Consider the following 24,888-nt stretch of genomic DNA (forward strand, 5'->3'; position numbering starts at 1 on the left):
ACTGGATCGGGACACCATGACGCTTCTGGACAACAGCACCTGGGAAGGCGGCCTCTTCTCCGGTGAGTGGATCAAGGGCTCCGGCGAGGAGTACGACGCCGTCGAGCCCGCCACCGGCAAGACCTTGGGCCGCGTCGGCTCCGCCACACCGGCCGACGTGGACAAGGCGGTGGAGCGGGCCGTGCCGGCCCAGCGGGAGTGGGCAGCTCGGCCGTACTCCGACAGGGCCGCCGTGCTGCGCCGCGCCGCGCGCCTGTTCGAGGAACATCAGCAGGAGATCGAGACCTGGGTGGTCCGGGAGTCCGGTGCGATCCGGCCGTTCGCCGCCCTACAGGTCGCCGGCGGTGGTGCGGAGGAGTGTCACGAGGCCGCCGCCCTCGCCGGGGCGCCCTACGGTGAGCTGCTGCGCTCCGGGCAGGAGCGGCTGTCGTTCGCCCGCCGCAGGCCCGTCGGGGTGGTCGGCGTCATCGCTCCGTTCAACGTGCCGATCACGCTGGCCATGCGGGCGGTCGCCCCGGCGCTCGCCCTCGGTAACGCGGTCGTCCTCAAGCCGGACCCCCGCACCGCGATCAGCGGCGGCGTCGTCTTCGCCCGGGTCTTCGAGGAGGCGGGCCTGCCTCCTGGTCTGCTGCACGTCCTGCCCGGCGGCGCGGACGTCGGAGCCGCCGTCGTCGAGCACCCGCAGATACCCGTCATCGCGTTCACCGGCTCCACCCGGGCCGGACGCGCGATCGGCGTCGCCGCGGCCCGGCACCTCAAGCGGGTCCACCTGGAACTGGGCGGGAACTCCGCGCTCGTCGTCATGGACGACGTCGACCTGGAGAAGGCCGCCTCGGTGGGCGCCTGGGGATCCTTCGTCCACGCCGGTCAGATCTGCATGGCGAGCAGCCGCCACCTCGTCCACGCCTCGGTCGCCGACGAGTACACGGCGCTGCTCGCCCGGCACGCCGACGCCCTTCCGGTCGGCGACCCGCTCGGCGAGAACGTCGCCCTCGGACCGATCATCGACGCCGGCCAGCGCGACAACATCCACCGCGTCGTCACCGAGACGGTTGAGGCCGGTGCCCGGCTGGCCGCGGGCGGTACCTACCAGGACCTGTTCTACCGGCCGACCGTGCTCACCGACGTACCGCTGACCTCGCCCGCCTACGCCCAGGAGATCTTCGGGCCCGTGGCACCCGTCGTCCCGTTCCACGACCTGGACGAGGCGGCCCGTCTGGCCGCCGGGACCGAGTACGGGTTGTCCCTGGGCGTCCTGACCCGGGACGTCATGAAGGGGCTCGCCCTGGCGGAGCGCGTGCCCAGCGGCCTTGTTCACATCAACGACCAGACCGTCAACGACGAGCCACTCATCCCCTTCGGCGGAGTCGGCGACTCCGGTACCGGCTCCCGGCACGGCGGCAGCGCCGCCAACCTCGAGGCCTTCACCGAACAGCAGTGGGTCACCGTCCGCGGTGAACTCCCCGACTACCCCTTCTGACGGAGCCTCTTCCGTCACTCACACCCAACCCGATTCAGGAGCAACGATGCCCCCGAACCCGATGACCGTCGTCCCCCGGCAGACCGGACAGACCGTCGCACCCGCCTCCATGGGAGTCGACTGGTCCGCCGACAACAAGTTCCTCAACGGCCCCTTCGCTCCCTGGACGGAGGAGAGCGAGGCATACGACCTGGAGGTGGACGGAGAGATACCGCCCGACCTCGCGGGCGCGCTGTTCCGCGTCTCCTCCAACCCTCGCTTCCGGCCCCGTGACACCGACCGCTACCACTGGTGGGAGGGAGACGGCATGGTGTGCGGCGTCTACCTGCGTGAGGGCCGGGCCGCCTACCGCACTCGCTGGGTCGAGACCGACTCGATGAAGGTCGAGGTGGAGGCCGGGGAAGCGGTCTACACCGGCTTCGTCAACGGCGGCACCCCGGGCCGGCTGCCCGAGGGCGCCTCACCCGCCAAGAACGTCGCCAACATCAACGCCGGCCTCTTCGACGACCACCTGATCGTCTACTACGACGGCGGACTGCCGCACGCGCTGGACCCCGAAACCCTGCGCACCATCGGCACGTACGACTTCCACGGCGGCATCGACGTCCTGTGCACCGGTCACTACAAGACCGACCCGGACACCGGCGACATGCTGTTCTTCGCCGCCACCGGCCCGGCCATCACCTGGTACCGCGCGGACGTGAAGACGGCCGAGATCGTCGACTCGCACTCCTTCGACATCGGTGTGCCGGTCCTCATGCACGACTTCGCGGTGAGCGACACCTACGCCGTCTTCTTCGTCACTCCGGCCCAGTTCCGCCTCGACCTGGTGATGGAGAACAGGCCCGGTGTCGTCTGGGACGAGAGCGTCCTCGAACACGGCGTCCAGATCGTTCTGATGAACCGTCACACCCACGAGGTCACCTGGCACGAGCTCGGCGGCCACTGGGCCAACACCCACTTCTTCAACGCCTACGAGCACGACGGCGAGCTGGTCGTCGACGGGCACCGCATCAGCCGGCTCGGAAACCCCGCCGACCGCCTCTCCACACCGCTGGGCTCCCACGAGTGGTTCCCGCCGGCCCAGCCCTACCGGTGGCGTGTGGACCTGGCGACCGGACGGGCCTCGGAGGAGATGATCAGCGGCATCTTCGGAGAGTTCCCCAAGATCAACGACGCGTACACCGGTCGCCCGCACCGCTATGGCTACTTCGTCACCACGCGCGGCCTGGCCGCCGACACCATGTCCGACGGACTTGCCCGCCACGACTACCTCCTCGCCAGCACCACCGTCATCGAAGGCCCCGACGACCTGACCAGCCCCGGCGAACCGGTCTTCGTCGCCCGCGAGAATGCCCGCAGCGAGGACGACGGCTATCTGCTGACCTTGTGGTGGAACCGCACCACCAACCTCAGCGAACTGCTCATCCACGACGCCGCCGACCTGCGCCGCACCCCACTGGCCCGCATCAAGCTCCCCAGCCGGGTGCCCTTCGGCTTCCACGGCAGCTGGGCCGACCACGTCACCCTCGATCGAGCCATCGCCGCCCACCACGGCGACGACCGATAGCAGCGCCGCGTCGGAGCCGTCTGTCAGCTGACTCCGGTTCCGGCCTCTATCGGTGCGGCGGTTGTCGGGCAGGCGGGGGAGGACGCCGTCGGCCAACTGGCTGCGCCACTTCGCCCGTCGGCAGCCCCGCCCTCCCCTACCGCGCCGGCAAGGCCTGGCTCGTCCAGCTGTGGGCCACGTCCACCACGACCCGGTCGTCCAACTGGAGCACGCGGAACGGCAGTCGGGCGCGCACACCCAGAGCGACCTGCGTCTGGCCCTCGGAGGTGCCGCCGAACCGGGTGTCCCGGAAGGTGCTGTACCCGCTGACGTTCACGCCGGGCAGGGGCTTTCCCACCTGGCCCGGGTAGGTCGGCACACCGGCCTCCAGGTCGTAGCTCCACGCGCCGACGCGGATTTCGAGGATCGCCCCACCGGCGACCGGGATGTACTGGCCCGACGGGTCCGCGTAGAACCCGTCCACGTACTGGACGTGGTAGCTGATCCGGCCGCCGCCGGGCACGTCGAACACGATGCGGTCGTAGCACTCGTGCCGTCCGGTCCTGACGTCCGTCAGGTGATCGGCTCCTACGGCGGCACCGCCCTTGGCGCCGCTGCCCCAGCCGGTCGGGCAGGCCGCCGCGGCGCGCGAGTTCACCGCCGGGGCCGCGCCCGCGGTACTCGCCGTCGTCCCCAGCATGGCGCCCGCGAGCACGAGCGCCGCCATTGCCGCTCTGATTCCTCGCATCATGTCCCCCTCGGTCGTGCCTGGTCGCGAAGATCTGACACCGGGTGGGACAGCTCGCGGCGTCGGAAGGTTGTACGCCAGACGGGACAAATGGGGAATCTTGCCGACCGTACGATTCCCCGTGGTTGGCGCGTTGGGGCGGAGCCGGTTGCTGACATCGAAGGCCAGGACCAGGCGCCCGTCGGCGGCCCGCGACATCGGGAGACCAGCCTGCATCTGCTGTAGCCGGGGCACGTCAACGTTCTCGCTGTTCAACGCCGAAAGCGGGACAGGAGAGCCAATGCTTGGTCCGCGGGCGCATTGACGTTGAACGCCAAGCTGCGTACCGCACGCTTGTCCGCCTCATGCCCGCGCGGAAGTCTGTCGAGACCGACCGCCCAGGCGTCGCGCCGGAACGGACGAACGGACCGTCGTGACGAACCCGGTGGCCGCTGTGAAGGAGGCAGACGCCGTCGTTCAGAGCTCACCCGGTGGGCTCAGAGGCTGAAGATCCGTCGAGCGTTGCCGGACAGGAACAGTTCGGTCGCCTCGTCGTCCAGGCCCAGTTCACCAAGGTGCTCCAGGGCCTTTACCGGAGTGATCATGGGGTAGTTGGTGCCGAACAGCACCTTCCCGCGTCCCCGGCCGCGCAAATAGTCGACCAGCTCGCGGGGGTAACGGCGGGCGGTGTAGGCGCTGGTGTCGATGTACACGTTGGCGTGCTTGTCGGCCACCGCGATCATTTCCGTGGTCCACGGATACCCGATGTGCCCGCACACGATGGTCAATTCGGGGAAGTCGAGGGCGACCTGGTCGACGTAGGGGATGGGGCGGCCCGTTTCGGACGGCCGCAGCGGGCCGGTGTGGCCGACCTGGGTGCAGAAGGGGATGCCGAGGTCGACGCAGACGGCGTACAGCGGGTAGTACAGCCGGTCGGTGGGCGGGAGTTGCCACAGCCAGGGCACGATGCGCAGGGCCACGAAGCCGAGTTCCTCCACGGCGCGGCGCAGTTCCCTTACCGCCCGGACCGGGCGGGTGAGGTCCGCGCCGGCCACCCCGCGCAGCCGTCCCTGTGACTGGGCGACGAACTCCGCCACCTCGTCGTTGCTGATCAGTGGCCCATGGGGTCCGTACCAGGCCGCCGACAGGCCGATTTCGACGTCCGCCGCGGCCATCGCGGCCACCGTGGCCTTCACCGGCAACGGCTCCTCCAGCAGACCTCCGCCCGTCCACCGGCGTAACGACGCGAACATCTCGTGGTTGGAGTGACGGAGCGTGGGGTGCTGCATCCACGCGTCGATGACCGCCATGAGACTCCCTGCCTCTCCCGGTGCCGCCGACCGCACTGCTTCCGGAGGGCTGAGCGGTCGCTTGTCGCGACCCTAACCTCGGAGTGCCGGCGCCGGGGCCGCTCCGCAGATCGACGTGTGTCACGTGTGCGACCGCCCGGAGATGGTTCGCCGTTTCCATGTGGTCTCCGGTGCCCGCCGGTCGGAGTGACGGACAGGCGGGCACCGGAGACTGAACGTGTGTCAGACGGTGGTGCAGGCCGTCCCGTTCAGGTTGAAACCGGAGGGTTTGGCGAAGGCTCCATCGGTGGTGCCCTGGAATCCGAAGGTCACCTGGCCGCCGGCCGCGATCTGGCCGTTGTGGCTCACGTTGCTTGCCGTGAGGGCTCCCGAGGACGAGGACAGGTTCGCGTTCCAGGCGTTGGTGATCCGTTGCCCGGAGGGGAGGGTGAACGCGAGCTGCCAGCCGCTGACGGGGGAGGAGCCGGTGTTGGTGATGGTGACGTCGGCCGTGAAGCCGCCCTGCCAGACGTTCGTCGCGTACGCCACCTTGCAGGCCGCGGAGCCGCCGGGGTTGCCCGTGCCGCCACCGGAGGACCCGGTGTTGACGGTGGAGGAGAACGAGGTCACGGCGAGTCCGGCGCCGTTCTGCCAGGGCTCGAAGCCGGCCTGAACACTCGTCAGATACCAGTTGTTCTGCGCGAGTCCGCGCGAGACCGCCTGTCGGGCGAAGTCCATGACGTCGAAGGACCAGCTGGTGAGTGCCGAGGGGGCGACGAACGACAGGACGTCGTTCGAGCCGTTGTTGCCGGACCACACCTGCCAGTCGCGCCCGCCCACTGTGGTGTTGCCGACCGGGGAGCCGATGGGCTGGATGGATCCGACCTTGTTGAACCAGATCATGATCTCGGTCCTGTTGACGCCGTCTGTGCGTGGCGTCGGGTCGAGCCAGATGTCGTACGCGGCGTCATACACCGCGTCGTTCACATAGCCGTAGGAGATGCTCGAGGGCGCGGTGGAGACGGTGCTGAGCTGCGCGGGAAGGTTGGTGCCCGGGGAGCAGTTGGTGTAGTGGCAGCCGTTGTAGACGGACGGGTACGACTTCGGAGCGCCGTTCGTGGGGACGGATCCGTCGGCCTGGGTGATCCTGAACCCCGAGTCGGTCGCGGTGATGCACTGGGCGGCGCTGGTGCCCCAGCGGTTGTTCTGGACCACGTAGCGGCCCTGGACGGTCGTCGTGCCGAAGGGCTGGCAGATCGTGGTGTCGGCCTGTGCCGCCGACGCCGTGGTCAGAAGTGCGGCGAGTGAGACGAGCGAGGTGAGCAGCGCGCCGAGCAGGCCACGCGCGCTGCGGGCATGGTGCGGTGAAGGACGCATGCGGATCCTCTTCAGAGGGATGGGGGGTAGTGGGGTGGTGCTCCCGCGACTATCTGAATGGGAGCGCTCCCAAACCTTGGCTCGCCAGGACTGTAGGGATGGTCCAGGTCCATGACAAGACTGTGCGCGTGAACCCGTTGAACCGATTTCGGAGGCGCAGGTCGGACGCGGGGACGAGACACGGCGCGCCGACCCGCGGTGCTTTCCCCGCGGATGTGGCGACGGACGTCAGGTCGAGTCGCGAACCACGAGCTCGGTACGGAGGATGACGTGACGCCAGGCCACCGCGCCCTCCTCCATCTCCTCCAGGAGCAGCCGGATCATGGCCCGCCCGATCTCCTCGATCGGCTGACGCACCGTCGTCAGTCGTGGTTCGGTCTGCTGGGCCAGCGGAAAGTCGTCGAAGCCGATGACGGCGACGTCCTCGGGCACCCGGCGTCCGGCCGCGCGCAGGGCCTCCAGAGCGCCCGCTGCCGTGGTGTCCGACGCGGCGAGGACGCCGTCGATGTCCGGATGCCGATCGAGGAGCTCGGCCATGGCGCGGCGCCCGCTGTCCGCCGTGAAGTCGCTTTCGGCGGCGAGGGTCGGCCCGCCCTGCAATCCCGCGAGCTTGAGGGCCTCTTCGTAGCCGCGCAGCCGGCACTGGGCGGCGTACAGGTCGAGCGGCCCCGTGATGGTGGCGATGACTCTGCGGCCTCGTTGGACGAGATGGGAGACGGCGCTGCGTGCGCCGCCGATGTTGTCCGCGTCGACGTAGCTGACGTACTCCTCTCCGGAACGGCGTCCCAGCAGCACGGTCGGCAGCCGGGCCTCGGCGAGCATGTCCGGCAGGGGGTCGTCGGCGTGCACGGACATCAGCAGGACACCGTCCACCCGGCCGCCGCGCGCGTACTCGAGGAAGCGCTGCCGCTCGGTGTCCGAGCGGACCAGGGTCAGCAGCAGTTGCATTCCGGTGTCTGTCAGCGCGTTCCCGAGCGAGTTGACGATCTCGGAGAAGAAGGGTTCGGCGAACTGCCGCCAGTCCGGCTCCGTCATGACCAGGGCGACGGCGTCGGCCCGCCGTCCCGCCAGCGAACGGGCCGCGAGATTGGGCACGTAACCCAGTTCCTCGATGGCCTGCTGAACCGCCCGGCGCGTCGAATCCTTCACGCCCGCCGCGTTGTTGATGACGCGGGAGACCGTGCCCCGCCCCACCCGCGCGTGGGCGGCCACCTCTTCCAGCGTCGGTGCCCCCGGGCGTCGCCTGCCCATGACCACCTCCCCCAAGAGATCACCGATCTTACCGGCCGGAGGGGGACGAGCACACGAATTCACCGCTGGCATAGTTGCAGGCGGGGTTGGCCTCTCTTCATGGATTGGGAGCGCTCCCGTTTTGCGAGTGCCCCGAACTGGTCTTGGGATGGCCGGGCAGCCCCCTGCGCGGGTGAGGGCCGCCCGGCCGGTGACCCCGTCGTCCGGTGACGGGGTCCGTACGCGGAGCGCCGACGGGGGCTACTCAAGCAGCTCCGCGTACGAGCCCATGGCCAGGGCGATGTCCGCCTGGGCCCAGAACCGGTGGTAGGTGAAGACGGGCGCGGCGCCGCCCTTCAGATAGGCCTCGACCTTCGACCAGGCCGGGTCGCTCTTGTAGAAGGCCCGGATCGAGGCGAACGTCGAGGACGAGTTGATGGCCTCGCCGTTCGGCATCTTGCCGGTCCATCCGCTCGGCACGTAGACCGGATCGTTGAACCGGTTGTAGTCGGTGCGGGTCTCCGGAACGGCGATGCCCAGACTGTCCTGGTAGTTGCCCCACATCCCGTCCAGCAGCGCCTTCGCCGTCGACTTCGCCTTCGCGTCACCGGACTTGGCGCCGTAGTACGTCAGCGTCTTGGCATACGCGGCGGCCACGCCCACGTCGTTCGTGTAGTCGGCGACGGTGACATGAAGTCCCGTATTGGTTCCGGGACTTGACGCGTTCCATGTGTCGGGCTGCCCCGACCACTGCAGCGTCGAGGGGATCAGATACGTGCCGTCCGGGTTGATGGTGGTCTTGGACAGCGCCCACGCCACCCACTTGTCGAGGACGGCTTTCGCGCTCGCGTTTCCCGTCTGCTGGTAGTACTCGGCGACCCGTTCCATCGACCACGCCTGGAAGCCGAACCACTGGTTGGACGGCGGGTCGTGGTAGACGGGCTGCTGGTCGTAGTACATGCCGTAGAACGTGGATGTCCCCGTCGGCGGGGTCGCGTAGCGGCCCGCCCAGCTGTTGGTCGAGCCGCCGGCGATGGCGCCTTCGTCCGACTGGAGCCAGCGGTAGAACTCCAGTTGCCGCTGGAGCGACTTGCCCCAGTCGGCCGCGCCGGTCGACGACTTGGGCTTCAGGTCGGCGTCGGCGCTGAGCGCGTATGCGGCGAGCGGGTTCTGGTATCCGCTGTGGGCGTAGCTGGATCCGATCCGCCAGGCCCAGCCCCCGGTGGTGTCGGCGGAGCCGCCCCACGCGTAGTACCAGGACAGCAGATAGTCGGAGGCGTTCTTGCCGGTGCCGGCCGGGCAGGTGGACGGTCCGACGCAGTTGCCGATTTTCTTGAAGTACTTGTCGTACATGGCGTAGCGCAGGTAGTCGCCCATCTTGGCCGCCTTGCCGACGGTCGCGGAGACGTCGGCGCCCTTGCCCTGTTCCTTGGCCCAGGTGTCGGCCCAGTACGCGGCCTGCACGGCCCGCGCGTCGGCGTCGGGAGCGTCGGTGTACTTCCACTGCCTGGCGTACGAGGAGTCACCGGTGAAGAGGTCCAAGTAGCCGTTTTTACCGCCGTACTTGAAGGCGTCGCAGGTCGGCTGCGGCACCGTCTCCCACACGGACTCCTGCGGTCCGCGCTGGAAGGTGTTGATGTACGACGGCCCGCTCGCCGCCGGTCCCGCCTCGCACCCGCCGCCCGGTGTGTCGCCGTAGCCGTAGGTGTTGTCGACGTCCTCCAGCCAGTGCATGCCGTAGACGTCGTCCGTGGAGTAGGTCGACTTCAGCTCGCCTGCGAGCGGGTCCGAACCGACCGGCACGGACGGGTCGAGTGCCGTCGGATACTGGTCCGGCGTGTCCGCCTCGGGCCCGTAGGTGGCCGGTTTGGACGCGTTGTAGAAGGAGTTGGTCGGCTGGTCAACGTGGGTGGGGATCATGTATTTCTCCATGAGGGCCCAGGCGCCGTTGAACTTGGACCAGTCGCCCGTCACCTTGCCGTACATGGCCTGGAGCCACAGCAGGTAGCTGTACGCCTCCGACGTGGTCTCGTGCCCCTGGTCCGGCGCCTCGACGATCAGGGTCTCCACCGAGTGGTAGGGGATGCCCTGAGGGGAGAAGTAGCCGTTCGCCGGGTTGGTGATCTTCCCGTAGAGGTCCAGGAACCGGGCGTCGTACGTCTTGGATGCCGCGATCTGGGTGACTGTCACCGACGCGCTGCCGTACCCGGCCGCGGCCGACTCGAAGGTCGCCGCTCCGGTCCCGGAGGAGTCCGCCGAGACCGTCACTTTCTGCGTGGTGTTCCAGTTCGACGGCGTGAAGACGAGCGAGGTCCCGCCACTCACCGACAGGCCCGTGTTGCCGGCGGTCCGGGCGGTTGTCACGGTCACGTTCGCCGACGGCCGGGTCGAGAGCTTCACGTCGTATGTTGCCGTCTTGACCTGCTGGACGGCGAGTTGGGAGGTCGAGGACACGATGGCGGGACCCGCGGCGACGGTGATGCCGACCGGGGTGGACTCCGCGGACGCGCCCAGACTGTCGTACGCCTTGGCTGTCAGGGAGTGACTGCCCACGGTCAAGCCAGAGGTGGAGTACGTGTAGGGCGCGCTGGTGTCGGTGCCCAACAGGGTGGTGTCGTCGTAGAAGTCCACCTTGCCGATCGTCGCGCCGTCCGCGGCCGACGCAGTTGCCGCGAGCGGCACGGCGTCCCCGCGCGAGTAGACCGCGCCGGCGGCCGGGCTGGTCAGCACGGTGATGGGCGGTTGATGTGCGCCGGTGCAACTGGTGCCGTTGACCGCGAAGTTGGTCGGCGCGCTGTTGGTGCCGCTGTAGCCGAACTGCGCTCCCGCCGAAACTGCGGCGCCCGGGGCGACGGTGCCGTTGTAGGAGGCGTTCTGCACGGTGATCGACTGACCGGACTGCGACCAGATGCCGTTCCACCCGTTCGAGAGCTTCTGGTTGCCCGAGTAGCCGTAGGTCAGGGTCCAGCCGTCGAGGGCCGCGATGCCGCGGTTGGTGAGGGTGAGGTCGGCGGTGAAGCCGGAACCCCAGTCGTTGGTCTTGTAGTCGACGCTGCACTGCACGGTCGCCGCGTTCGCGGTGGTCGTGCCGGTGGCGAGCATCGTCAGGGGCAGGGCGAACGCGGCGGCGACGGCGGTCCAGAGCCGGCCTGCGGCTCTTCGTTTGCGTCCGGGATCCATGTGCTGTTCCTCCTTGCGTCACGCGACTCACGGAGAGGTGCAAAGGCCTGAATCCAGTGGGAGCGCTCCCATCGTGAGGATGAAGGCGGGCACGGTCAAGATGCCGGGGCGTTCAAAGTTCGAACTGATCCGATCCGGCGAAAAGTTTCGCAAGGACCCTATGAAACCTCGTCAGTTGACGCTAACTTCCTCCCCACCAGTGGGAGCGGTTCCATCAGTGACGCGTCCGTAGCGGCGCGCCAAGCTGTAAGGACTCGCTCATGCGACACCCCCCGCATTCGGTACTTTTAGTCAGCGACGCGCTCTCGCGCACTGTTCCACCAGGTGTTCCCAGCCCGGGCAACCACGGCCGCGTGCACCGGGCATGCGTACTCCGGGTCAGCGCGGTCGACCGATCCGCGAGCGCACCGCCGTACTTCGCGAACGCCGCACATTCTCCGCACGGTGCCGGTCATCCGGCCCGGGAACGAAACCCCGGGCCGCGTCGAAGCTGCCGGTGTGGCGGTGGCCCACCACGAGACGCAGGGCATGAAATCCCGCCTCGAACCGTAGGGAACGCCAGTCGGCGGTCGGCGCGTTCGCGCCAGACCGGGCGCCCCTGCATCTGACCGGGCGTCCCCTCCCGCTACGACGGAGGCCTCGAAACACCGGCAGGAAGGCGGTGTCTTCGAGGCGATGCCGGACGTACCAGCTCACCGATCACCGCAACGTCACGCGTGCCCCGGGCAGGGGTTCGCGCGACCGTTCGCGCGACCGTTCGCGCGCTCTTCGTCCGCAAGTCCCCCACAAGGAAGGAAGCACCCGCACATGAGTCACACCAGGACAACGCTGCTCGTCGCCGTGGCGCTGGTCGCCGGGACGACGGGGTCGGCGTTCCTCGTCGGCCAGGCCGGCGCCGCCACCTCGTCCATCCCCTGCACCGTCGACTACAAGGTGCAGAGCCAGTGGGACACCGGCTTCACCGCCGCCGTCACCATCACCAACAACGCGGCCGCCAAGTCGAGTTGGTCGGTGAAGTGGTCGTATGCCGGCAACCAGAAGGTCACGAACGCCTGGAACACGAAGCTCAGCCAGAGCGGTGCCGACGTCACCGCCGCCAATGAGAGCTACAACGGCCCTCTCGCGAGCGGAGGTTCGGTCAGCTTCGGGTTCAACGGCTCCTACAGCGGCACCAACAGCGTGCCCGCCACGTTCACGCTAGACGGCGTCGCCTGCAACGTCGACAACGGCGGCGGCAGCGGCGGCGGCACCGGCGGCGGTACGGGTGGTGGCACCGGAGGAGGCGGTGGAGGCGGCGGCACCGGCAGCCGTGCCGACAACCCCTACACCGGTGCCAAGGTGTACGTGAACCCCGAGTGGTCCGCCAAGGCGGCCGCCGAACCGGGCGGCAGCCGCATCGCCAGCCAGCCCACCGCCGTCTGGCTCGACCGCATCGCCGCGATCAACGGCGTGGGCGGCGGCATGGGCCTGCGCGCCCACCTCGACGAGGCCCTCAAGCAGAAGGGGTCCGGCGATCTCGTCGTCCAGCTCGTCATCTACGACCTGCCCGGCCGCGACTGCGCCGCCCTGGCCTCCAACGGCGAACTGGGACCCAACGACCTCGACAAGTACAAGTCCCAGTACATCGACCCCATCGCGTCGATCTTGTCCGACCCCAAGTACGCAGGCCTGCGGGTCGCCACCGTCATCGAGCCCGACTCGCTGCCCAACCTCGTCACCAACGCTGGCGGCACCCCCACCACCACCGACGCCTGCGTGACCATGAAGTCCAACGGCAACTACGAGAAGGGCGTCGGCTACGCCCTGGACAAGCTGGGTGCCATCCCCAACGTCTACAACTACATCGACGCCGCCCACCACGGCTGGCTCGGCTGGGACAGCAACCTCGATCCCGCGGTGCAGGAGTTCCACAAGGTCGCGACGTCGAACGGCGCGAGCGTGAACGACGTGGCCGGCTTCATCGTCAACACCGCGAACTACAGCCCCACCAAGGAGCCGTACCTCAAGGTCACCGACACGGTGAACGGACAGACCGTACGTCAGTCGAAGTGGGTGGACTGGAACCAGTACGTGGACGAGCAGTCCTTCGCCCAGGCGCTGCGCGGCAAGCTCGTCGCGTCCGGATTCGACTCCGGGATCGGCATGCTGATCGACACCTCACGCAACGGCTGGGGCGGGACAGCCCGGCCCACCGGTCCCGGGGCGCAGACCACTGTGGACGGCTACGTCGACAGCAGCCGCGTCGACCGGCGGATCCACGCCGGCAACTGGTGCAACCAGGGCGGCGCGGGCATCGGCGAACGGCCGACCGCGGCTCCGGCCGCCGGTATCGACGCCTACGTGTGGGTCAAGCCGCCGGGGGAGTCCGACGGCAACAGTGCCGCAGTTCCCAACGACGAGGGCAAGGGCTTCGACCGGATGTGCGACCCGACGTACGGCGGCAACGCGCGCAACGGCAACAACCCCACGGGCGCGCTGCCGAACTCGCCGCTGGCCGGACACTGGTTCTCCGCCCAGTTCCAGCAGCTGATCCAGAACGCGTACCCGCCGTTGCCGTGATGTGCTCACGCGGTGTGTGACCGCCGGGATCCGTTCCTCGACCCTGCCGAGGGACGGATCCCGGCGGATCCCCTGCCGCACGGGCGGCGGGATCGTCCGGGAGCGGTCAGCAGGCGGAGTTGGTCTGTGTCAGCAGGCCGAGCCGCCACGGCAGCGTGTCGTAGTCGCCGCTCGCGTTCGGGTCGTGGCCCTGGTAGAGGTACTGGAGCTTGCAGGCGGGGATGGTCAGCGTCTGGTCGTAGCCGGCGCGGATCATCTCACCGTGGCTGATGTCCTTCGTCCAGGCACCGCTCGGGAAGGTGACGTTGCCCGCCCGGGCGAACGGGTTGCTCTCGGAGGCGGCCAGCGCGGTCCACGAGCCCGCGAGACCGCTGGAGGTGAAGGACCGGAAGTAGCGTCGTCCGTCCGAGCCGATGGCCTCGACGAGGAGCAGGTACTGGTTGCCGCCCTGCACCTTGTACACGTTGCTCGCCTCGAAGAGGGCGTACTTGTTGGCGTCCTGGGCGGCGATGACGGTGTTGGTGAAACCGCTGGGGAACTGCGAGACGGACGTCTGGGAGCGGTACAGGTGCCCGTTGTCGTCCGAGGAGAACAGATAGCAGTTGGCGCTGTCGCAGATCACCCACATGTCGACCCAGTACCCGTTGCCGATGTTCTGCGCGATGATCGGCGGCATCGAGGAGTAGAAGTTCCGCGGGGCGCTCCAGCCGTTGGGATTGCTGATGTCCGCGTTGGTCGAGTACGAGGCGTTCCCGGTCTGGTAGACGAGGTACCACAGGCGCTGCGGCGCGTAGTAGAACACCTGCGGAGCCGCGCGGTATCCCGTGCCGATGGCGCTGCGGTCGAGGTAGTAGTGCGTGGCGGAGCCCGCCTGGGACCAGTCGCTGAAGCTCAGGTACACGAGGTTGTATCCGGAGGCGCTCGCCGTGCTGGCGAACACGTGGTACTTGCCGTTGTAGTAGACGACCGACGGGTCCTTGATGCCGGCGATGGTGTGCGTCGCGTCCGACTTCGGGGCGATCAGGGCGCTGCTGGAGCTCCAGGAGAAGGAGGACGGCAGTGCGGCCGCGGCCGAGGGGCCTGGGGGCGTGGCGCTGCGGGCCGTGGTGGCAGTGCCTCCCAGAGCCGACAACACCGCGTTGTACGCGGGCTTCTTGTTGCCGCCGTTGTCGAACAGCAGCGGGTTCTGGCCGGTACGCCAGGAGTCGCTGTCCCGGATGCCCCACACCGTGATGCCGGTGCAGCGGGCGACGTTCATGCATGCCTTGACGGTGTTCGTGTACGCGGCCGAGGGCGCCTGCGCGATGTCGAGTTCGGTGATCTGTACGTCCACACCGAGCGCGGCGAAGTTCGACAGCGTGGTCTGGAGACTCGCGGGCGGCCCGCCGGTGCCGAAGTGGGCCTGGAGGCCGACGCAGTCGATGGGAACGCCACGCGACTTGAAGTCGCGCACCATGCGGTAGACGCCCTGGGTCTTGGCGTCGCTCCAGTTCTCGATGTTGTAGTCGTTGTAGCAGAGCTTTGCCGCCGGGTCGGCCGCGCGGGCGGTACGGAAGGCCTGTTCGATGAAGCCGTCGCCGAGCACGTTCTGGAAGACCGAGCTGCGGTGTTGGCCGCTACCGCCGTCGGCGAACGCCTCGTTGACCACGTCCCAGGCGTAGATCTTGCCCTTGTAGTGGTTCATGACGCCGGTGATGTGGTTGTTCATCACGGTCCGCAGGGTGTTCGCGTCGGTGATACCGCTGACCCAGCCGGGCAGTTGGGAGTGCCAGACGAGGGTGTGTCCGCGCAGGCGCTGCCCGTGGGCGGTCGCGTGGCTGACGATCTGGTCGGCGGGGCCGAAGTTGAACGAGCCGCGGGACGGTTCCGTCGTGTCCCACTTCATCTCGTTCTCGGGCGTGACCATGTTGAACTCGCGGTCCAGGATGGTCGCGTACGTCCCGTCGCCGAGTTTGCCGGCCGCGACGGCGGCCCCGAAGTACCGTCCGGACTGGGCGGCTTGGGCGCCCAGAGTGGTGGCCCGGACGGCGGTGGGAGCGGCGGTGGCATTGCCCGCCGCCACCAGTGTCGTGGCGGCCAGCAGGCCCAGGGCCGCAGTCTGACGCAGGCCGAGTCTACGCAGTAGGTTCACGGTTCTCCTCGTACGGTCGGGTGCGGGTGCGGGTGCGGGTGCGGGTGCGGGTTGTGGGTTGTGGCGTGTGACGTGGTGCGCACGCCGGGGCGGGACGTCTCACGGGGATGCCGGCGTTGGCGTACTGGCAGGCAGGCCCGCAGGACGTGCGCGCTCGCGGCGCGGAAGCCGTGCCGGTACCGGTCGTGTTCGGGCGCGCTGTCGACGGTCGACTCGGCGTCGGGAGTGGGATACGGCACGCCCCGGGCGCCGTTGGCAGGTGACGGGGATGCAGGCATTCCGGATGGGTGTGCGGGCGCAGCAGGTCCGGGTGAGCCGGTTGAACGTCCTGTTGCTCGGGCGACAGGCGGCCGACGATGCCTGCCCGGGGGAGTGGTGCAGCGTCGGGGCCGACGAGGGGTACGTGACTGCTGCCCCTGCGGGGAGGGGGGAGCGGCGGTGTCGGATGGCCTGATGGCCGTTCCCCGTGTTCTGCGACATCGAGATGTTGATCGAGTCATGACAAGCACCTCGTTCCAGCTGGTGCACTGCGATCGGGTCTGTATCGATGTGCTGCCTTGCCGGGCTCGGGCGGCGGGCGTGACTCCCCGACTGGCGCCATTCGCCATGTCGAACACTCGTCGGCGCTTCGGACGTTGTGGATAGTAGATGGCCCGTGAGAGGCGTCAATACCTCTCGCATCATTCGGCCTGTATGTAGAAAGTTTTCGGAGACGCGGTGAGGCCGCCCGGAGGCTCACCGACGCTTCAGGCGATGGGTGGTTGGCCTCTTCTTGCTGCTTGTCCGGCAGGGCTACCGGGTTGGCGCGAAGCTGTGATGCTCGACCCATGCCTGCGAGCCACCTGGAAAGCCGACGTGCCCAGGCGCGCCGTCTAGAGGTCGGACGTCGACCGACTCGAAACAATCGCTCAGCAGACCGACTGAACAGGCCGTGCTTGTGAGGGCCCGGCGGTCAGGGTTCATCACGGCGGTGAAGGCCCGGGTTCGGGAAGCCCTGCACAGGACCGGTAGCTCGGGATCACCGCGGGCTTTTGTGCGTACGGCGGAAGTCGCCGGGGGTGGTGCCCGTATGGCGGACGAAGAACTTTCCGAAGTTGGTGGGTTCGGAGAAACCCAGCCGGCGGGCGATCCTCGCGACTGGTTCGTCGGTGTGGGAGAGCAGGCGTTGCGCCTCCAGGGCGACACGGGCGTCGATGACCTGTTTGGCGGGCTGACCGGTCGCGGCCAGGCAGACGCGGGTGAGGGTCTTGACGCTGTATCCGAGGCGTCGGGCGTAGTCCTCGGCCTTGTGGGTGTCGGTGTAGGAGCGCTCCAGTTCGGCGCGGAACCGGGCGTAGACCTCTCCGCCCGCCTGCGGGCCTCCCCGCTCGCCATGGCGCGGCAGCCGGTCGATCTGCAACAGCAGTGTGGCGAGCTGGAGTTGGAGGATCTCCTGCGACGCCGCGCCGCCGGGGCGGGTGAACTCGGCGCGGATCTGGTTCATCAGGGCGGACAGGACGGCGTAGTCCCGGCCGATGGCCAGTTGTCGGCAGGTGGGTCCGGACCACGCGTCGAGCAGACGGTCGGCGCTCGTCGCGTGCGGCGGGAATGCGGGCGTGAACAGGAGATGCGTGCCGTTCATGATGCCGCGGCGGCCGAAACGCTGGACCTGGCCCGGGCGGATCCACAGGAGGGTGGCGGGGCGGCAGGGGTAGGTGACGAAGTCGACGGTGTGCTCGCCGCTGCCCTCGGTGATCAGCGTGAGGGTGTGGAAAGCGACCCGGTGCATGCGCTCCAGGCCGCCGTCAGGCATCCGGTCGTGCAGGGAGGCAAGGTCGGTGATCTCCATACCGGGGACGGGAGCCGTCGGCGGATTGAAACCGAAGCCCGGGATCGGGTCAGCGTTAGTGCGGTCCGGGACGGCAGCGTGCGCGGTCGGCATTCCGATCTCACTCCTGTCCGTTTTCGACCACAGGAGGTCCCCAGCTTATCTCGCTGGCCAAGGGGTGAGGGGGAGAGAGTGGAGACGAGCGCGGGCCGTGACGAGTCGCCATCCGACCATGGAAGCCGCCGTTGGACCTCATGATCGTCTTTGGCCCCGCGCATCCGCCCGTTCCTGGGCAACGCACGTTCGAGAGCAACAGGAAGAAGAATTCCATGAGCAGGATCGTCGTGTTCGGAGCGGCCGGAAAAGCCGGCTCACGAGTCGTGGCCGAGGCCGCCGCACGCGGTCACGAGGTCACCGCCGTCGTCCGGGACCTCTCCCGCGTCGGCAAACTCCCCGCCGATGTAAGGGCGGTGACCGGTGACGTCACCGACCTCGACTCCGTCGCCGGCCTCGCCGCGAACGCGGACGCGCTGGTGCTGGCGGTGGGCGGACCGGAGGCCGGGCTGTACACCGATGCCGTGGCCACGGTCGCCGCTGCGGTGCGGGACCTGGGTGCCAAAGGACCGCGTGTCGTGCACATGGGTGGCGGCGCCAGCCTGCTCAACGAGGACGGCGTGCGCTTCTTCGACGCCCCCGGTTTTCCGGAGGAGTACAAGCCGTATGCCGTCGGCCAGATCCAGGCCCTCGACGCCTATCTCCGCCTCGGCGACGAGGTGACCTGGACCTACCTCTCCCCGCCGCCGGTCCACTTCGCGCCCGGTGAGCGCACCGGCCGCTACCGCGCCGACCTCGACCACCCCGTCGCCGGGGACGACGGCCAGGCTCGCATCTCCTACGAGGACTACGCCGTCGCCCTCGTCGACGAGATCGAGAATCCCAGGTACCTCAACCGGCGTTTCACTGTGGGCAACTGAGCCCGGGGCGGTCGGTCCCACCGGCGGACTCACCCTCCCGGCGACGTGAGGGACACCGGCTGTTCCGTCGGACGACGCGGTGTCGTGGTCAGTGGTCCGGTGTCCAGGCTGGTCTCCGTCCGGGCATTCGATCAGTGCCGTCGCCCCGGTGTGCACCGTGATGCCCGAGGTGTGCTGCTCCCAGCGGATGGCCAGGCGGCCGTAGGGGGACTCGTAGACGGCGACGGCCCAGGTGATGCCGCCACTGGGCGATCGTGCCGAGGGCGTAGTGGTTGCAGGAAGTCATCTCAGCGGGGGCGAAGACCTGGCGATGGATCCGACCGTCATGTGAGGCACATCAAGTGGCAGGTGACGTCGTGGGCCTGGAGACCGTGGAGTGCTGAGCGTGCAGGGCCCCCGCGGCTGGTGTCCATGGCCGACGAGCAGTCGGTGGCGATGCTCTCGCGCCGCGGCGCCCACTCTGATCTTCCCCTTGGTGCGTCGAGTCCTTGACTGGGCTGAGACCGTGTGTCCGACGTGGCGCGTTCGTCGGGTCGGCTGCCAGACCGCTTCAGGGTCGGACCCTGGATCTCGTCGTCTCGGTCGCGCGCGAGGTTGTCCCGCGTCAACTCCCGTTCCCGTCGCAGCCGCTCCCATCGCGTCGCACGCCCCGCACCACACCGTCGTACTTGTCGGTCAAAACGATACAAGTCCGGCTGTAGGACCCGTCGACACAGAGCCATGTCCTCTCCACGGACTACGTGAGCCTCGCAGACCTGACCGAATCTCCTGATACGGCAGTAGCCGCGATTGCGTGCCCAGCGACGATGCCGATGAGGGACCGCTCCCCGAAGGATGGCCGCATCCGTCCGCCTTGTCGCACGAGGCGGATCGATGCACGTCGCCCACTGTCGAGATCCAGACTGGAGAGCCTTCCTCGTGGCCACGTTTCTCTATCGGCTGGGCCGAGTGTCGTTCCGTAAACGGCACTGGTTCCTGTTGCTCTGGGCGGCGATACTCGCCGTCGCCGTCTTCGGCGCGGCCAAAGCCCCGGCCGCGCCCCAGGATTCGTTCACCATTTCCGGTACGGAATCCCAGAAGGCCTTCGACCTCCTGGACGAGCGCTTCCCCGACAGTGGCAGCTCCGACGGGGCCACCGCCCGGCTCGTCTTCGTCGCCCCCCACGGACAGAAGATCACCGCGGCCGACAACAAGACGGCGATCGAACACACGGTGAGCGAACTCGCCGACGGCAGCCAGGTGCAAGGCGCCCTCGATCCCTTCACGACTCACGCGGTGAGCAAGGACGGCACCACCGCCTACGCCACCATCACCTACAAGAAGCCGAGCAGCGACCTCACGGACACCACGACCTCCGCACTCAAGGGAGCCGCGCAGGACGCCCGGGACGCCGGACTGACCGTGGAGATCGGCGGCGACGCTCTGTCGTCGATGGAGATGTCCGCCGCCACCGAGCTGATCGGTGTCGCCGCCGCGGCGGTCATCCTGCTGATTACCTTCGGGTCCCTCGTGGCAGCGGGCCTGCCGCTGGTCACCGCACTGCTCGGCATCGGTACGGCCGTCGCCGCCATCACGGCGCTCGCCAGCACCATCGGTTTCTCGTCCACGACCACCACACTGGCGCTGATGCTCGGACTCGCCGTCGGCATCGACTACGCCCTGTTCATCCTCTCCCGCTACCGGTCCGAACGGGCGGAGGGCCGGGACCCGGAGGAAGCCGTCGGGCGGGCCGTCGGCACAGCGGGTTCCGCGGTGGTGTTCGCCGGCCTCACCGTGATCATCGCCCTCGTCGGCCTGTCCGTCGTCGGCCTCTCGATACTCACCAAGATGGGTCTGGCCGCAGCGTTCACCGTCCTGGTCGCGGTGCTGATCGCCCTGACACTGCTGCCCGCGCTGATCGGCTTCGCCCCGAGGGCCGTGTTGTCCCGGTCCGTACGCAAGAGGGACAAGAAGGCCAGGGAAGGCAGGTCGGCCGAGACTTCCGCGCACAAGGCCCACCCGCAGGAGAAGCCGGGTCTGGGCACACGCTGGGCGCGCTTCGTGATCCGCCGCCCACTGCTCGTGCTCCTGTTCGGGGTGGTGGCTCTGGGTACCTGTGCGCTGCCAGCGCTCGATCTCGAACTGGGCAACCCGGGCGACGAGGCCAAGTCCACGTCGACCACCGAGCGCCGGGCCTACGACGCGCTGTCCGACGCCTTCGGTCCCGGCTTCAACGGTCCGCTGACCGTCGTGGTGGACGCCAGGGGATCCGACGATCCCAAGGCCGCGGCCACGACCGTCGCCGACGATCTCAAGGCGACGGACGGCGTCGTCAGCGTCACGCGACCCATGTTCAACAAGGCGGGCGACACCGCCATGCTCACGGTCACCCCTTCGACCGCCCCCAGCAGCAATGAGACCAAGGATCTCGTCCACACCATGCGGGACGAAGCCGACGCCATCAAGGCCGACACCGGCGCGGACATGCTGGTCAGCGGCAACACCGCCGTCAACATCGACATGGCGGACAAGGTCACCAGCGCGATTCTCCCCTACCTCGCGGTGGTCGTCGGCCTTGCCTTCCTGCTCCTCATGGTGGTCTTCCGCTCGATCCTCGTTCCGCTGAAAGCGGCACTCGGCTTCCTGCTGTCGGTGTGCGCGTCCTTGGGCGTGATCGTGGCGGTCTTCCAGTGGGGCTGGCTGGCCGACCTGCTCGGCGTCGAGACCGTGGGACCGATCTCCAGCATGATGCCGGTCTTCCTGATCGGCGTGGTCTTCGGCCTGGCCATGGACTACGAGGTCTTCCTCGTCACACGCATGCGTGAGGCGTACGTCCACGGGGAGAGGCCCGGAGAGGCGATCGTCACGGGGTTCCGGCACAGCGGCAAGGTCGTCGTGGCCGCAGCCGTGATCATGATGTCGGTCTTCGCCGGGTTCATCGGGCTCAGCGAATCGACGATCAAGATGATGGGACTCGGCCTGACGTCCGCTGTCTTCTTCGACGCGTTCATCGTCCGCATGGCCATCGTCCCGGCCCTGCTCGCCCTCCTCGGGGACAAGGCCTGGTGGCTGCCGGGCTGGCTGCAGAAGGCCCTGCCCAACGTGGACGCGGAAGGTGAGAAACTCAACCGGCCGCTCGACCTCGCCACGGCCTCCGGGACCGGTGACGTCGAGCACGAACCGAGCCGCGTCTGACGGTCTGCCCTCGTAAGGAGCGGTGGGCGGCTCCCGGCCGGGGGCCGCCCACCGCCCCGCCGGGGGTCGCGGCCGGCAGCGAGGATGCTGGTGGGACAGGAAACAGGACAGACACGGCGGAGAGCCCCATCATGATCAGTGAGTGGAGGAACACCTCCCGTCGACACCCACGTGGGGTGGACTGCGCTCTGGCCCTGGCGACCTTCGCCATGGTTCTCCTCGGAGACGCCATTCCGCCCGGGAACCCCGTGCGGCTGAGCGTGCCCGATGTCCTCGTGGTGGTGATCGGTATCGCGGGATCGGCATCCCTCTTCCTGCACCGTGAACGTCCACGCCTGACGACCGGGCTCACCACCGCCTGTGCGCTGGTTCTGGCGCTCACGGGCGTCCAGCTCAACCCCCTGCTCCAGGCGCCGTGTCTGGCGTCGCTCTTCCTCCTGGCTCTTCGCACCGACCGACGTACGGCCCGCATCGGAGCGGTCGCGGCGACCACGAGCATGCTCGCGGCTTCATTGGCCCACGGGTCAGGAGGGGTTTCCTGGGGGGTCTTCACCATCGGGCTGATCTCGTGGACGCTGCTTCCCGGGGCCGTCGGAGACGCGATGCGCAGCAACACCGAATACCTCGCCGCCGCCGAGGCCCGGGCCACGCTCGCCGAGCACACACGCGAGGAGGAGGCCCTGCGCCGGGTCAGCGAGGAACGCGTGCGGATGGCCCGTGAGCTCCACGACGTGGTCGCCCATCATGTTGCGCTCGCCGCCACACAGGCCCGTACGGTCACGTACCTCATGCGTCATCATCCTGAGCGCGCGCCGGAGATGATGGACAACCTGTGCGACTCCACCGACGAAGCGCTGCGGGAACTCCGGGCGACCGTCGGCCTGCTGCGCCAGCGCAATGACACCGACTCTCCGCGGGACCCGGCTCCCGGACTCGCTCAGCTTCCGGACCTGCTGAGTTCCTTCGAACGTGCGGGTCTGAGCGTGGAGGTGAGCACCCAGGGGGACAGGCAGCCGTTGTCGCCCGGTGTGGATCTGACGGCCTACCGGGTCGTCCAGGAAGCGCTGACCAACGTCACCAAGCACGCGGGTACCGTCGGCGCCCGGGTACATCTCGCGTACACCCCGCACTGGGTGACGGTCACCGTCGTCGACGACGGCCGCACTGACCTCCCCGCATCGAGTCCGGGTCGTGTGCCCGGCTACGGACTGATCGGCATGCGGGAACGCGCTCACTCCGTGGGCGGCCGGCTCCAGGCCGGGCCGCGGCCGGAGGGCGGCTTCTCCGTCACGCTCGGACTGCCGACGCACAAGACGGCGCAGCACCCGACGCACGAGGAGGTACCGCACCCATGACCATCCGCGTACTGCTCGCCGACGACCAGGCACTCATCGTGGGGACGTTCCGCATCCTGATCGATCTGAGCCAGGACTTCGACGTCGTGGGAGCGGCCGCCAACGGGAGAGAGGCCGTGGACCTGGCCCGCGCCACCCGCCCTGACGTCGTCGTGATGGACATCCGCATGCCGGTCCTCGACGGGCTCGCGGCGACGGCCGAGATCACGTCCGACGAGACCTTGCGCGCCACCAAGGTACTGGTGCTCACCACGTTCGAGACCGACGAGTACGTCGCCGAGGCCATCCGCGCGGGAGCATCGGGGTTCCTCGGCAAGGGCATCGGACCAGAGGAGTTCTTCGCGGGCATAAGGACGGTGGCCGGCGGAGACGCCCTCCTGTCGCCCGTCGCCACTCGGGCGCTGATCTCCCGCTTCCTCAGTGCCCCCGAAGCCGGCAGGCCCACTGCGCAGAGCGCGGATGCGCTCCCCGAACTCACCGCGCGCGAGCGGGAGGTGGTCGCCGAGGTGGCGGGTGGACTGTCGAATGACGAAATCGCCGAGAAGCTCTACGTGAGTCCGCTGACCGTCCGCAGTCATGTCCAGCGCGCCATCACGAAGCTCGACGTACGGGACCGGGCCCAACTCGTTGTACGGGCCTACCAGTCCGGCCTGGTCAGGGGCTCGCGCGAGTAGCACGGCGGCGGAAGCAGGGGGCACGCCGTTTCCACTGAGCGCTTTTCGAGCTGAGCCGAGCTGGATCGGACGGCTCGTCGTCAACGGCCGACTGCCGTCGAGCTAGGCTGCGCGCAGGATGACGGCTGCAGGGCCTTGGGAGACAGCACGATGGTGAATACGACGCCACGTCGGCGCGCGTTGCTCCTGAACGAGCACCCGGAACTGGCCGACTACGCACGGACGGCTCTGCGCCTGCATCCGCGCCGCGGTGCCCGGACGCCAGGAGCTCGACCGCCTTGGTGACGTACCGGTAGACCGTGGCGACCCCGACATCGAAACCCGCAGCTGGCTGGGCATAGGTGTGTCCGCAGCGAAGATGCGCCAGGGCCAGGCGGGCCTGGCAGCACGGTGTGAGCCGACGCTACCGGGTACCGCGTTCGCGGCGCCGGACGCTCAGCAGTCCGGACAGGAATCGAAGGGTCGAGCTCGACAGATCGAGTCCCGACAGGTAAACAAGCACACGAAGCTCCGGCCGGACAGGTTGCTCTTGGTCGACAACCCATTTACCAGGAGCTTCACCTCTTCCCGCACCCGCCCTGGCGTCAACTCAACCCCCTACCAACCAGGTTGGAAACGGCTCACCGTCCGTAACGGCGTGAAATCACTGAGCGTTTTCAGCGTTGCTTCTCCAGGGTGAGGACGGCCTTGGTGATGACGCTTATACGGTTGGGACTGATGCGGGATCTGCGGAAGATCTGCCAGGACTTCAGCCGTGCTATGCCTCGTTCGACGGGTGCCCGGGCGCGGACAGGGCCCGGTTCTCGGTCCGTTCGGTGAGGGTGAGTTCACCGCCCGGCGGGCGGCGCTTGGCGGTGGTGACCCAGTCGCCCGCACCGATGTAGGCCATGTCGGCGAGGATGGGGACACCCTGGCGCGCGCAGATCCGGAGGATCTTGTGGGTGCGGGCGGCCGTCAGATCATGGGTGCGGCCCGGCAGTGCCGGCGACAGCCACAGAATCTCACCGGCCGGGTCCGTGACGACCTGCACGTTCACCCCGTGCCGCTTGTGTTTCGAGGAGTAGTCGGCCCTGCCGTCGCCGACGCGGTCGCACTCGGCGAGCGTGCCGTCCAGAAGGACGAAGTCCGGGTCGTGCACGCGCAGCGTCTTCAACAGGCCCGGCGCCTGCTCGGCGAGCAGACCGGTGACCGCGGTGACGTAGGCGTGGGCGGTGCCGACGGATATCCCGAAGGCTCTGGCGATACGGGCGAGGGTGTCATGGCGACGCAGGTACACGAGTGCGACCGGCGCACGGCGGTGCGGCGGGAGTGTGCACCGCCGGTCACCCTCACGGGTGACGATGAGCATCGTGACCCACTCGACCAAGGCGTGAGGCAGGTCG

General features: G+C 68.5%; 15 protein-coding genes and 3 pseudogenes. 7 read left to right on the forward strand and 11 right to left on the reverse strand.

All coding sequences use genetic code 11. The features are described from left to right. Positions 1-16 precede the first annotated feature (16 nt). Positions 17-1,480, forward strand: coding sequence for a benzaldehyde dehydrogenase (locus ACFXC1_RS44375; protein WP_381254292.1), 1,464 nt, complete (start codon positions 17-19; stop codon positions 1,478-1,480). Positions 1,481-1,526: 46 nt separating this feature from the next. Then, entirely contained in the window at positions 1,527-3,050 is a 1,524-nt protein-coding gene (locus tag ACFXC1_RS44380) for a carotenoid oxygenase family protein (RefSeq protein WP_381254295.1), read from the forward strand. Positions 3,051-3,186: 136 nt separating this feature from the next. Here ACFXC1_RS44380 and ACFXC1_RS44385 read toward each other — a convergent pair whose 3' ends face one another. From ACFXC1_RS44385 to ACFXC1_RS44410, 6 genes and pseudogenes are all read right to left on the reverse strand, one after another. Continuing rightward, a complete protein-coding gene (locus ACFXC1_RS44385; RefSeq protein WP_381254298.1) occupies positions 3,187-3,777 on the reverse strand; it encodes an AMIN-like domain-containing (lipo)protein in 591 nt (196 codons plus the stop codon). Positions 3,778-3,888: 111 nt separating this feature from the next. Continuing rightward, positions 3,889-4,077, reverse strand: a pseudogene (locus ACFXC1_RS44390) (NF041680 family putative transposase); the annotation flags it as partial. Positions 4,078-4,253: 176 nt separating this feature from the next. Further along, positions 4,254-5,066 (reverse strand): amidohydrolase family protein, encoded by an 813-nt coding sequence (locus ACFXC1_RS44395; RefSeq protein WP_381254300.1) that lies wholly within the window; start codon positions 5,064-5,066, stop codon positions 4,254-4,256. Between the two features lie 222 nt (positions 5,067-5,288). After that, positions 5,289-6,422: a glycoside hydrolase family 12 protein gene (locus tag ACFXC1_RS44400; protein ID WP_381254303.1), complete on the reverse strand. Its 1,134-nt coding sequence runs from the start codon at positions 6,420-6,422 to the stop codon at positions 5,289-5,291. 228 nt (positions 6,423-6,650) lie between these two features. Further along, positions 6,651-7,673, reverse strand: coding sequence for a LacI family DNA-binding transcriptional regulator (locus tag ACFXC1_RS44405; RefSeq protein WP_381254304.1), 1,023 nt, complete (start codon positions 7,671-7,673; stop codon positions 6,651-6,653). 240 nt (positions 7,674-7,913) lie between these two features. Continuing rightward, positions 7,914-10,832 carry a glycoside hydrolase family 48 protein gene (locus ACFXC1_RS44410; RefSeq protein WP_381254307.1) on the reverse strand — a complete coding sequence of 973 codons (2,919 nt, stop codon included), beginning with the start codon at positions 10,830-10,832 and terminating at the stop codon, positions 7,914-7,916. A gap of 807 nt (positions 10,833-11,639) precedes the next feature. On the opposite strand from ACFXC1_RS44410, the gene ACFXC1_RS44415 reads away from it, so the two are divergent. Further along, positions 11,640-13,391, forward strand: coding sequence for a glycoside hydrolase family 6 protein (locus ACFXC1_RS44415; RefSeq protein ID WP_381254310.1), 1,752 nt, complete (start codon positions 11,640-11,642; stop codon positions 13,389-13,391). A gap of 106 nt (positions 13,392-13,497) precedes the next feature. Here the strand turns inward: ACFXC1_RS44415 and ACFXC1_RS44420 are convergent, their stop codons facing one another. The 3 genes from ACFXC1_RS44420 to ACFXC1_RS44430 all read right to left on the reverse strand — a co-directional run bounded on the left by ACFXC1_RS44420 (position 13,498) and on the right by ACFXC1_RS44430 (position 17,443). Next, entirely contained in the window at positions 13,498-15,522 is a 2,025-nt protein-coding gene (locus tag ACFXC1_RS44420) for a glycoside hydrolase (RefSeq protein ID WP_381254313.1), read from the reverse strand. Next, on the reverse strand, positions 15,519-15,800 hold the full coding sequence (locus ACFXC1_RS44425) for a hypothetical protein (protein WP_381254315.1): 282 nt from the start codon (positions 15,798-15,800) through the stop codon (positions 15,519-15,521). The genes ACFXC1_RS44420 and ACFXC1_RS44425 overlap by 4 nt, the downstream gene beginning before the upstream one ends. Before the next feature lie 740 nt (positions 15,801-16,540). Next, positions 16,541-17,443, reverse strand: coding sequence for a helix-turn-helix domain-containing protein (locus ACFXC1_RS44430; protein WP_381254318.1), 903 nt, complete (start codon positions 17,441-17,443; stop codon positions 16,541-16,543). Positions 17,444-17,658: 215 nt separating this feature from the next. Here ACFXC1_RS44430 and ACFXC1_RS44435 point away from each other — a divergent pair, with 215 nt between their 5' ends. The 4 genes from ACFXC1_RS44435 (at position 17,659) to ACFXC1_RS44450 (ending at position 23,506) form a co-directional block, all read left to right on the forward strand. After that, positions 17,659-18,303, forward strand: coding sequence for an NAD(P)-dependent oxidoreductase (locus ACFXC1_RS44435; RefSeq protein WP_381254320.1), 645 nt, complete (start codon positions 17,659-17,661; stop codon positions 18,301-18,303). 918 nt (positions 18,304-19,221) lie between these two features. Beyond that, positions 19,222-21,477 carry an MMPL family transporter gene (locus ACFXC1_RS44440; protein WP_381254322.1) on the forward strand — a complete coding sequence of 752 codons (2,256 nt, stop codon included), beginning with the start codon at positions 19,222-19,224 and terminating at the stop codon, positions 21,475-21,477. Positions 21,478-21,653: 176 nt separating this feature from the next. Next, entirely contained in the window at positions 21,654-22,832 is a 1,179-nt protein-coding gene (locus tag ACFXC1_RS44445) for a sensor histidine kinase (RefSeq protein WP_381254325.1), read from the forward strand. After that, positions 22,829-23,506 (forward strand): response regulator transcription factor, encoded by a 678-nt coding sequence (locus tag ACFXC1_RS44450; RefSeq protein WP_381254327.1) that lies wholly within the window; start codon positions 22,829-22,831, stop codon positions 23,504-23,506. Before ACFXC1_RS44445 ends, ACFXC1_RS44450 begins: the two co-directional genes overlap by 4 nt. 256 nt (positions 23,507-23,762) lie before the next feature. Here the strand turns inward: ACFXC1_RS44450 and ACFXC1_RS44455 are convergent. Together ACFXC1_RS44455 and ACFXC1_RS44460 are read right to left on the reverse strand one after the other, a co-directional pair. Continuing rightward, positions 23,763-24,008, reverse strand: a pseudogene (locus tag ACFXC1_RS44455) (transposase family protein); the annotation flags it as partial. Between the two features lie 154 nt (positions 24,009-24,162). Next, positions 24,163-24,888, reverse strand: a pseudogene (locus ACFXC1_RS44460) (transposase); the annotation flags it as partial.

It is taken from the genome of Streptomyces hokutonensis, from assembly GCF_042751305.1.
Classification (GTDB): domain Bacteria; phylum Actinomycetota; class Actinomycetes; order Streptomycetales; family Streptomycetaceae; genus Streptomyces; species Streptomyces hokutonensis_A.